Here is a 10,336-nt window from a genome sequence, read left to right as displayed (position 1 = left end):
CTCGACAATCCGACCAACTTCTTCACCGCCCAGGGTCTCGACAACCGCGCTTCCGACATCTCCAATCTGCTCGACGGCATCGGCAACGGCGTGCAGGTGCTGCAGGCCGCCAACACCGGCATCACCTCGCTGCAGAAGCTCGTCGACAGCGCCAAGTCGATCGCCAACCAGGTGCTGCAGAGCGCGGTGGGCTACTCCACCAAGTCGAGCGTGACCTCGGCAGCCCTGACCGGTGCGACCGCCACCGACCTGCTGGGCTCCAGCTCGACGGCGGTGACCGGCTCGGTCGTGCAGAACGACAACACGACGCCGGCGGCGATCACCGGCTCGACCAAGCTGTCGGGCACGTCGGGCACCGCGTCGAACAACCTCGCCACCGGCATCACGTCGGGTGAGACGCTGGTCGTCAACGGCACCACCTTCACCTTCGTCACCGGCACGTCCTCGACCGGCACCGACATCGGCATCGGCGACAGCGTCAGCAACCTGCTGTCGGCGATCCAGACCCAGACCGGCGTGACCGCGTCGATCACCGCAGGTGCGATCACCCTGACGCCGCCGGCGTCCGGACTGACGCTTTCGGGCAGCAGCGGCACCTTGGCCAAGCTCGGGCTGACTGCCGTCGGCGATGGCTTGTCGGGACAGACCTTGACGGTCGGCGCCACAGGAGGTGGCACGGCGACCAGCATCACGTTCGGCCTGGGGACAGGGCAGGTCAAGTCGCTGAACGATCTCAACGCCAAGCTCGCAGCCAACAACCTGCAGGCCTCGATCGATTCGTCGACCGGCAAGATCACCCTCACCACGACCAACGACGCGGCGTCCGCCACGATCGGCGCGATCGGCGGTACGGCGGCGGCTTCCAGCCAGTCCTTCAACGGTCTGACGGGGGCGGCTCCGGTGGCGGATGTGACCGCGCAGACGCAGCGCGCGAGCCTGGTCTCGCAGTACAACAACGTGCTGGCGCAGATCAACACGACCGCGAGCGATGCGTCGTTCAACGGTGTCAACCTGCTGAACGGCGACACGCTGAAGCTGACCTTCAACGAGAACGGCAAGTCCACGCTGTCGATCACCGGCGTGACCTTCAACTCCGCGGGCCTCGGCCTCTCGACGTTGACCTCGGGCACCGACTTCCTCGACAACAACTCGGCGAACAAGGTGATCGGCGTGCTCACCACGGCGAGCTCGACGCTGCGCAACGAGGCCTCGACGCTGGGTTCGAACCTGTCGGTCGTGCAGGTTCGTCAGGACTTCAACAAGAACCTGATCAACGTGCTGCAGACCGGCTCGTCGAACCTGACCTTGGCCGACACCAACGAGGAAGCGGCCAACAGCCAGGCGCTGTCGACCCGCCAGTCGATCGCGGTGTCCGCGCTGTCGCTCGCCAACCAGTCGCAGGCGAGCGTGCTGCAGCTGCTGCGCTGATCCGAAAGGCATCGCATCTCGACGACCAGGGCGGCGGGGAAAACCCCGCCGCTTTTTTATCGGACGACATGGAGAGGTCCGACGTTGCTGGCGGCGGAGCCTGGCGACCGCGCAAAAATTCGGAAGGCCCGGCCTCGCGACTGGCGAGCCGGGCCTTCCGATGGGAGGAGGCGAAAGCTCAGGCCGCCGAGCTCACCGGCTTGTCCTGCTGTTCGGCTTCAGCCTGCTCGATCAGCTTCTTCTCGTAGGCGACGAGCTTCTTGGCTTCCTTCAGGGCCTGATAGAGATCGCCGTTCAGGATATGGCCGTTGATCGCCTCGATGATCGGCCAGGCGCTCGGCACCGTCGTGATGATGTCGCGCAGCAGGTTGAAATAGGTGCCGTGATCCGCATCTGCGCCCGGCGAGATGTACATCAGCTGGACCGCAAGATAGACGAGCTTGGCCGGCGTGTCGGCCGTCTCCGGCGTCAGGATGTCCTTTTCGCGCAGGATCGGAATGTTCTCGCCGTCGATCAGGAGGCGCGCGCGCTGGTCGGTGTTGGTGATCACGCAGGAGCCGATGATGATGCGCTCATGCGGCTTCAGTTCGACTTTCAGGGCCATTCTCATTCTCCGTTGCCGCACTCGGCGTGGCGCCGAACCTGCTGCGTCGAGGCCGATGACCGGTCCAGCTGCCAGTCTCAATCGCGCGGGGAGTCTGCGCGCTCGATCGGTCGGCGCGCAGCAATCCTTTCCGATCATGGTTAACGGACGGTAAATGGCCGCGCGTGCCCGGCGAATATGCGGTGTTTTCAAGGTGATCCGCGGCGAATCACCTCGGCGCGGCCGTGCCGGGGCGGCGCGTCGGGCAACGCGAGCGGTCGTCACTTCACTGTTTGTTAGCCGCTCGCATTTACCTTAACGCACGTCGCCCAGTGGTGCAGTCACCCGCGGGCTTCGCCTTGATCCTGAATGGATCGGGCAGTTTGTTTCACACCAGAAGGGTATGAAAATGTCAGGTATTGTTCTCTCGGCGTCGGTGCGTCAGAATCTGCTCTCGCTTCAGTCGACGGCTCAGCTCCTCGCCACCACCCAGAACAACCTCTCCACGGGCAAGAAGGTCAACTCGGCGCTCGACAATCCGACCAACTTCTTCACCGCCCAGGGTCTCGACAACCGCGCTTCCGACATCTCCAATCTGCTCGACGGCATCGGCAACGGCGTGCAGGTGCTGCAGGCCGCCAACACCGGCATCACCTCGCTGCAGAAGCTCGTCGACAGCGCCAAGTCGATCGCCAACCAGGTGCTGCAGAGCGCGGTGGGCTACTCCACCAAGTCGAGCGTGACCTCGGCAGCCCTGACCGGTGCGACCGCCACCGACCTGCTGGGCTCCAGCTCGACGGCGGTGACCGGCTCGGTCGTGCAGAACGACAACACGACCCCGGCGGCCATCACCGGCTCGACCAAGCTGTCGGGTACGTCGGGCACCTCGTCGAACGACCTCGCCACCGGCATCACCTCGGGTGAGACGCTGGTCGTCAACGGCACCACCTTCACCTTCGTCACCGGCACGTCCTCGACGGGCACGAACATCGGCATCGGCGACAGCGTCAGCAACCTGCTGTCGGCGATCCAGACCCAGACCGGCGTGACGGCGTCGATCACCGCGGGTGCGATCACCCTGACGCCGCCGGCGTCCGGACTGACGCTCTCCGGCAGCAGCGGCACCTTGGCCAAGCTCGGGCTGACTGCCGTCGGCGATGGCTTGTCGGGACAGACCTTGACGATCGGCGCCACAGGAGGTGGCACGGCGACGAGTGTCACGTTCGGCCTCGGGACAGGGCAGGTCAAGTCGCTGAACGATCTCAACGCCAAGCTCGCAGCCAACAACCTGCAAGCCTCGATCGATACGACCGGCAAGATCTCGATCACGACGACCAACGACGCGGCTTCGGCCACGATCGGCGCGATCGGTGGTACGGCGGCGGCTTCCAGCCAGTCCTTCAACGGCCTGACGGCGGCGGCTCCGGTGGCGGACGCGACCGCGCAGACGCAGCGCGCGAGCCTGGTCTCCCAGTACAACAACGTGCTGGCGCAGATCAACACGACCGCGGCCGACGCTTCGTTCAACGGCGTCAACCTGCTGAACGGCGACACGCTGAAGCTGACCTTCAACGAGAACGGCAAGTCGACGCTCTCGATCACCGGTGTGACCTTCAACACGGGCGGTCTCGGCCTGTCGAACCTCACCTCAGGCACCGACTTCCTCGACAACAACTCGGCGAACAAGGTGATCACCCTGTTGAACTCGGCGAGCTCGACGCTGCGGTCGGAAGCCTCCACGCTGGGTTCGAACCTGTCGGTGGTGCAGATCCGTCAGGACTTCAACAAGAACCTGATCAACGTTCTGCAGACCGGCTCGTCGAACCTGACCTTGGCCGACACCAACGAGGAAGCGGCCAACAGCCAGGCGCTGTCGACCCGCCAGTCGATCGCGGTGTCCGCGCTGTCGCTCGCCAACCAGTCGCAGGCGAGCGTGCTGCAGCTGCTGCGCTGATCCGCAGGCATCGTCATCTCTCGAAAACCAAGGCGGCGGGGGCAACCCCGCCGTTTTTTTTCGCCCGGTTTGGCTGTCCGGCCCGTATCAATACTGGTCTGGAACCGGACGCGAGTGGAGCTGAGGGATCGCAACCAGTCGTTAAGCAAGAAATTTAAAGTGCCATTAACCATGTTTTAAAAGTGGGTGGACTAGAACCTCCTGGTGAATAACTAGGAAGGTTTCACACACATGTCCGGTATCGTTCTCTCGGCTTCGGTTCGCCAAAACCTGCTGGCGCTGCAAAACACCGCATCGCTGCTGGCCACGACTCAAAACAACCTGGCCACCGGCAACAAGGTCAATACGGCGCTCGATAACCCCACCGAATTCTTCACCGCGCAATCGCTCAACAACCGCGCGAGCGACATTGCGAACCTGCTCGACAGCATCGGTAACGGTGTCCAGGTTCTCCAGGCTGCGAATACCGGTCTCACCTCGCTGCAGAAGCTGGTCGACAGCGCCAAGTCGATCGCAAGCCAGGTGCTCCAGGCTCCCACGGGCTACACGACCAAGTCGAGCGTAACCTCCGCGGTCATTCCGGGGGCGACGGCCAACAACCTGCTCGGCAGCTCCTCGAACAAGTTCGTGACCGGCTCCGTGGTCAACAACGACAACACCAGCACGGCGGTCGCGATCACCGGCTCCACCAGGCTGTCCGGCACGGCGAGCTCGACCTCGAACGACCTGGCGAGCAGCGTCACGACCGGCGACACGCTCGTGGTCAACGGCGTGGTGTTCACCTTCGTGGCCGGTTCGGTCTCGGCCGGCACCAATATCGGCGTCGGCGACACCGTCAGCAACCTTCTTGCAGCCATCGACTCCGTGACCGGTGCGACTGCGACGCCGTCCACTGTGAGCGGCGGCCAGATAACTCTCGCGACAGGCACGGCGCAGGATCTGACGGTCTCGGGCACGGCCCTGGCCAAGCTCGGATTGACGGCCGCAACCACGACGCGCAATCCGCCTGCATTGTCAGGACAGACACTGACCATAGCCTCGACAGGAGGCGGTGTCGCCACGAACATAACGTTCGGCACCGGCGCCTCGCAGATATCGACTCTGGCGCAGCTCAACACCGCGCTTGCGGCGAACAATCTGCAGGCAAGCCTCAGCACGAACGGCCAGCTCACGATCCTGACGACCAACGAATCGGCGTCGTCGACGATCGGCGCGGTGGCCGGCTCCTCCACGGCGGCAAGCCAGGCCTTCAATGGTGTGACCGCATCCACGCCGGTGGCCGACACCAACTCGCAGACCACACGCGCCGGATTGATCGCCCAGTACAACAACGTGCTGGCGCAGATCGACACCACGGCGCAGGACGCCTCGTTCAACGGCATCAACCTGCTGAACGGCGATACGCTCAAGCTGGTATTCAACGAGACCGGACGGTCCACGCTGAACATCACCGGCGTGACCTTCAACAGCACCGGTCTCGGGCTGTCGGCGCTGGTCGTCGGAACCGACTTCCTCGACAGCAACTCGGCCAACAAGGTGCTGTCGACGTTGAACAGCGCATCGACGGCGATCCGCTCCGAGGCGTCGTCGCTCGGCTCGAACCTGTCGATCGTGCAGGTCCGTCAGGACTTCAACAAGAACCTGATCAACGTGCTGCAGACCGGCTCGTCGAACTTGACGTTGGCCGACACCAACGAAGAGGCGGCCAACAGCCAGGCGCTGTCGACCCGCCAGTCGATCGCGGTGTCCGCGCTCGCGCTGGCCAATCAGTCGCAGGCGAGCGTGCTGCAGCTCCTGCGCTGAGCGCGAACGAGCTGGAATAATATCTCATCGAAGCGGCGGGCCTTGCCCGCCGCTTCTGCGTTTGGCCATGCCGAGCGTGCCGGCACTGGTCTCCGTTCGATGTCGGGGAGCGGTAGTTGAGCTCTGCGAGAACGCCGTTGTTCGTGTAGTTCGCGCCGCCGGGTTGGATGAACAACGTACGATCTTCGTCCGGACATTTTGAATCAGCGCGTTCGCAAGAAATTAAGAGGTGCACCAAACAAAGCGATTTGCGGTGCTCCGTGACGCGACGAAACAAATTCCGCTAACGGCCGCTAACCATATTTTAAAGGCACACAAAGTACAAAACCTGAGCAGTTTGGTCGTGTCCCTGCGTCAGTCCGGAGTAGTTGATGTCATATGCCGCTCAAGCCTATGCCCGCACGTCGCAGACGACGGCATCACCACGGGAGATCGAAGCCCAGGCTCTGTTGAAGGCGGCACGGCAGCTGCAGGAAGTCCAGGCCAATTGGAATGGCCCCGATCGCAACATGTACAAGGCTCTGCTCTTCAATCGCCGCTTGTGGACGATCTTCATGAGCGCGATGGAGGCGGACGACAATCCGAATCCGCTCGACATCCGCCAGAACATCGCAAACATCGGCGTGTTCGTGATGAAGCAGACGATCGAGATGCAGATGGATCCGGATCCGGCGAAGCTCAAGTCGCTGATCGACATCAACTGCCACATCGCCGCGGGATTGTCCGGGCGGAGCTGACCACAGGGGGCAGGGGCGGGAGGCGCGCCATCGCGACCGATATCGCCAGCATCCCGTCTGCGTCCGACAAGTCGAACCTGTTCAATACGGCGCGAAGCAACAGCAGATACGTGGCCGTCGATCCGAGCTCCATCAGGGCGGCTGGCGCGGAAGATATGCCAACGGGACGTCGTTCACGGTCTCGATCGCCAACGTCGAGGGCTTTCACGCCTAGGTTCGCTACCAGCGCGACGGCGTGAACAAGTATCAGGACATGCTGATCAAGCACAATGCGTTCAGGATCGGCGATACGAAGTTCACGCTGGCCGGCAACGGCAAGGCCTAGATCGAGAACGTGGTCACCGACGCCGCCTCGGGCCAGACCTATCTCGACACCGCCTACGCGATACGGAGCAGTTGATCCGCCAGAGCTGCGCCGCTCGATACGGCAACGCCGCCCGGTGGGGCGGCGTGCAGGCGGCGGAATGAAGCGGCTCGATCCCGCGGGGGCTCAGGCTGTGCGATCGGTCGCCACGACGCGCGGCACGTCCGCCTTCTGCAGATCCTTCTGCAGATCGAGCGTGTTGAAGTAGGCCCGGCGGCGCAGCACGGCCTCATCTGGATATTGGGTCACGACCTGGTCGGTCTTGCGGTTGACCACCTGGAACACCAGAGCGGCAGCGGCGCGATCGTAATAGGCCTGGCGCGACACCGAAAGATCGTTCGCGATGTTGACCGGGATGTCGTTGCGCACGGGGGCGCCGGGCTCGGCCGCGGTCACGGTCTGGCTGGGAGGAAGGTCCGTTGGAACAGCGCTCACCACCGCCTGGCTCGACGGTGGAATTATCGGAACGGACGCTGGCGTCCCTACCGGTCTTACGCTGAAATCGGAACTCATGGCAGCCTCCTCATGGCCATCGAGTCAATTCCCAACCCATCCCGCTTGCAACTATGCCGATGACCAATCAACGTTATGTTAGGAAATAGGATGAACGGCGCGTTGTGATTCGCCCGGGCCTTTTAAGCTTATCCGAGCGTTAAGCGGCGATGGCCGCGCGGCCCGTGAGGCGGCGCGGCGCTGCGATGCAGATGGGGGTCTGGCGGTGAGGCTCAGAGCGTCCGGCTGACGGCGAGCGGGGTGAGGTGCCGCGCCCCCGGGGCGGCGCGGCGGCCGCCGGCGGTATAGGTGCTGGGGATGTTCTTGCGCTGAACCTCGGCATTGACGCCGCGCACGATCTTTTCCGAGATCGCGTGCGCAGTGGCCAGCACGGTCAGGTTCACCTGCAGCATGGCGCGGAAGGTGTCGTGGTGACGGTGCAGGGTGGCGAGCAGCTCCGGCGCGGTCTGCTTCATGAAATTCTGGCTCGCCTTCAGACGACCGACGGCCGTGACGTAGTGACGGGACAGCTCGGTCTTCCTCGGGCCGAACGCCATGCCTTCGCGCAGCTTGCCGGCGCGGACCAGCTCGGTCTCCTGCTCGATGACGGCGATCAGCTCGCTCATGACGCTCACCATCTCGTCGGCGAGCGCGCGTGCCTCGGCGGCGCTGGTGGCGGCGGTGTAGGTCGTCTTCTTCGCCTGGCCCTGTGCGGTCATTTCATAACTCCCTTCGGCGCGAGCGTTTGCCGCCCACGCGCTTGTCACGCGAACATCTACGCTTTGCCGTTGGCGCCGGAGCTGCTGCCGGCCTGTTGCAGGATGAGAGTGCGGAAGACGTCGTTTGAGATGCCGACGCCGCCGGCCTTGGCGAAGTTCTTGGAATATTGCTCCGTCAGCATCGAGCGCCAGACGCCCGTGCCCGGCGTGTCGCCGAACGGACCTTCGCCCTTCACGCCGCTGGTCATCTGCGAGAACATGCTGTTGAGGAACATCGCTTCGAAGTCGGTTGCCGTCGCCTTGGCCCTGGCCTGCGCCTTGGGCGAGACCTTGGTCAGCGCCTCGGCGAGATCGAGATCGGTGCGCGGCGCGGTGACCGCCGCCGCCGTCGGCATGCTGAGGGCGACGCGGCCATGATAGGAGTCGATGAAGGACGTCGCCATCACATCACCTCGATGTCGGCTTCGATCGCGCCGGCCGCCTTGATGGCCTGGAGGATGCTGATCAGGTCGCGGGGACCGATGCCCAGGCCGTTGAGGCCGTCGACCAGCTGCTGCAAGGACACGCCGTCCTTGACGACCGCGAACTTCTTGCCTTCCTCGGTGACGCCGACGCTGGTGCGCGGCGTGACCACGGTGCGGCCGCGGGACAGCGGGTTGGGCTGGCTGACCTGCGGACTTTCGGAGATCGTGACGGTGAGGTTGCCCTGCGCCACCGCGACGGTCGCCACGCGCACGTCGCGGCCCATCACGATGATGCCGGAGCGCTCGTCGATGACGATCTTGGCGGCAAGGTCAGGATCGACCTGCAACTGCTCGATCTCGGTCAGGAAGGCGACGACGTTGCCCTTGAACTCCGCCGGGACGCTCAGTTGCACCGTCGACGGGTCGATCGGCTCGGCGGTCTTGACGCCGAGGAAATCGTTGATCGCGGCGGCGATGCGCTTGGCGGTGGTGAAGTCGGCGTTGCGCAGGGCAAGCCGTACGTTCGGCAGCCGGTTCAGCGCAAACTCGATCTCACGCTCGATGATGGCGCCGTTGGCGATGCGGCCGACCGTCGGCACGCCGCGCACGATCTTGGCGGCCTCGCCCTCGGCCTGGAAACCGGAGATCGCGAGCGAGCCCTGCGCCACCGCATAGACGTTGCCGTCGGCGCCGAGCAGCGGGGTGACGAGCAGGGTGCCGCCCTGCAGGTTCTTGGCGTCGCCGAGCGCGGAGACCGTCACATCCATACGCGTGCCTTGTGTGGCGAATGGCGGCAGGTTTCCGGTGACCATGACAGCGGCGACGTTGCCGGTGCGGATGGTGGCGCCGCGGATGTTGACGCCCATGCGCTCGAGCATCGCCTGCAGCGACTGCTTGGTGAACGGGATGTTGTTCAGCGTATCGCCGGTGCCGTTGAGACCGACCACGAGACCATAGCCGATCAGCTGGTTCTGGCGCACGCCCTCGATATTGGCGAGATCCTTGATCCGCGAGGTCGCATTCGCAGACATGACGGTAGATGCCAGCGCCAGCACGGCGGCGCAGGCGACCTGAAACAGGCGCGTAGTTCGGACGCGTCGCATCCTATGCTCCCCTCGAACACTTCAAGTGATCACTCGGCCACTCCCATGACCGCATGATCGGCATCAACTATGCGAGCACCGTGCCAAGGCGATGCTCCGGGCTAACTCATTGAAAGAGTGTGAAATCAATCGCGAGCCTTGTTGCGATCCCGGGTTGCTCCGGGGGAACGAAGCTGCCGCCCCGGCAGAATTTGCCGGGCCGTTTACGCACCGTTAACCACGGCGGAGCCAATCTCCCGCTCGACACGCAAAGCTTGCGGGAGCCATCGATGCGCATCTACGGACCGAACGGCACGACCCTGGGCTCGTCGACCAGCTCCACGCGGAAGACGTCGTCCAGCGGCTTCAAGCTGCCCGACGTCGGCACCACGCAGGACACGCGCGCGACCCTCGCGCCGAAGCAGACCGCGAACATCGACGCGCTGCTGGCGCTGCAGGGCATCGAGGAGGAGCCGGCGGAGCGCCGCAAGCGCTCGGTCCAGCGCGGCAAGCGTGCGCTCGACGTGCTCGATGATCTCAAGCTGACGCTGCTGTCCGGCAAGCTCGACACCGCGATGGCGCTGCGGCTGCGCGATGCCGCGGCCGACCTGAAGCAGACCTCGGGCGACCCGGGACTGGATGCCATCCTCTCCGAGATCGAGCTGCGCGTCGAGGTCGAGCTCGCCAAGGCCGGGCGGGGCTGAGACGCA

10 protein-coding genes are annotated in these 10,336 nt (G+C 64.3%); 5 read left to right on the top strand and 5 right to left on the bottom strand.

Annotated features, from left to right (window positions below; translation table 11 throughout):
* The coding region (locus tag QX128_RS24490; RefSeq protein WP_316238743.1) for a flagellin at nucleotides 1-1,428 on the top strand (1,428 nt) is incomplete at its 5' end.
* A 178-nt stretch (nucleotides 1,429-1,606) separates the two neighbouring features.
* Here the strand turns inward: QX128_RS24490 and flbT are convergent.
* Nucleotides 1,607-2,032, bottom strand: a complete 426-nt coding sequence (flbT, locus tag QX128_RS24485) for a flagellar biosynthesis repressor FlbT (RefSeq protein WP_315715996.1) — start codon at nucleotides 2,030-2,032, stop codon at nucleotides 1,607-1,609.
* A 388-nt stretch (nucleotides 2,033-2,420) separates the two neighbouring features.
* Here flbT and QX128_RS24480 point away from each other — a divergent pair, with 388 nt between their 5' ends.
* From QX128_RS24480 to flaF, 3 genes are all read left to right on the top strand, one after another.
* A complete protein-coding gene (locus tag QX128_RS24480; protein ID WP_316238742.1) occupies nucleotides 2,421-3,965 on the top strand; it encodes a flagellin in 1,545 nt (514 codons plus the stop codon).
* Nucleotides 3,966-4,196: 231 nt separating this feature from the next.
* The gene (locus tag QX128_RS24475) at nucleotides 4,197-5,768 is read left to right on the top strand and encodes a flagellin (RefSeq protein ID WP_316180414.1); all 1,572 of its coding nucleotides are present in this window, start codon (nucleotides 4,197-4,199) and stop codon (nucleotides 5,766-5,768) included.
* A gap of 371 nt (nucleotides 5,769-6,139) precedes the next feature.
* Complete coding sequence (flaF, locus tag QX128_RS24470) at nucleotides 6,140-6,505, top strand: flagellar biosynthesis regulator FlaF (protein ID WP_315715999.1); 366 nt, start codon at nucleotides 6,140-6,142, stop codon at nucleotides 6,503-6,505.
* A gap of 490 nt (nucleotides 6,506-6,995) precedes the next feature.
* Here the strand turns inward: flaF and QX128_RS24465 are convergent, their stop codons facing one another.
* The 4 genes from QX128_RS24465 to QX128_RS24450 all read right to left on the bottom strand — a co-directional run bounded on the left by QX128_RS24465 (nucleotide 6,996) and on the right by QX128_RS24450 (nucleotide 9,647).
* Entirely contained in the window at nucleotides 6,996-7,382 is a 387-nt protein-coding gene (locus QX128_RS24465) for a hypothetical protein (protein ID WP_316180416.1), read from the bottom strand.
* A 212-nt stretch (nucleotides 7,383-7,594) separates the two neighbouring features.
* Nucleotides 7,595-8,080, bottom strand: a complete 486-nt coding sequence (locus QX128_RS24460; RefSeq protein WP_316180418.1) for a hypothetical protein — start codon at nucleotides 8,078-8,080, stop codon at nucleotides 7,595-7,597.
* A gap of 56 nt (nucleotides 8,081-8,136) precedes the next feature.
* Nucleotides 8,137-8,523: a flagellar assembly peptidoglycan hydrolase FlgJ gene (flgJ, locus tag QX128_RS24455; RefSeq protein WP_316180420.1), complete on the bottom strand. Its 387-nt coding sequence runs from the start codon at nucleotides 8,521-8,523 to the stop codon at nucleotides 8,137-8,139.
* Nucleotides 8,523-9,647 carry a flagellar basal body P-ring protein FlgI gene (locus tag QX128_RS24450; protein ID WP_315738786.1) on the bottom strand — a complete coding sequence of 375 codons (1,125 nt, stop codon included), beginning with the start codon at nucleotides 9,645-9,647 and terminating at the stop codon, nucleotides 8,523-8,525. Before QX128_RS24450 ends, flgJ begins: the two co-directional genes overlap by 1 nt.
* 269 nt (nucleotides 9,648-9,916) lie before the next feature.
* On the opposite strand from QX128_RS24450, the gene QX128_RS24445 reads away from it, so the two are divergent.
* Nucleotides 9,917-10,330: a flagellar assembly protein FliX gene (locus tag QX128_RS24445; protein ID WP_315804304.1), complete on the top strand. Its 414-nt coding sequence runs from the start codon at nucleotides 9,917-9,919 to the stop codon at nucleotides 10,328-10,330.
* Nucleotides 10,331-10,336 lie beyond the last annotated feature (6 nt).

This window comes from Bradyrhizobium sp. SZCCHNR1015 (genome assembly GCF_032489875.1).
Lineage (GTDB): Bacteria > Pseudomonadota > Alphaproteobacteria > Rhizobiales > Xanthobacteraceae > Bradyrhizobium.
The sequence above is the reverse complement of the archived record's forward strand: the minus strand, read 5'-3'. Positions and strand labels throughout refer to the sequence as shown.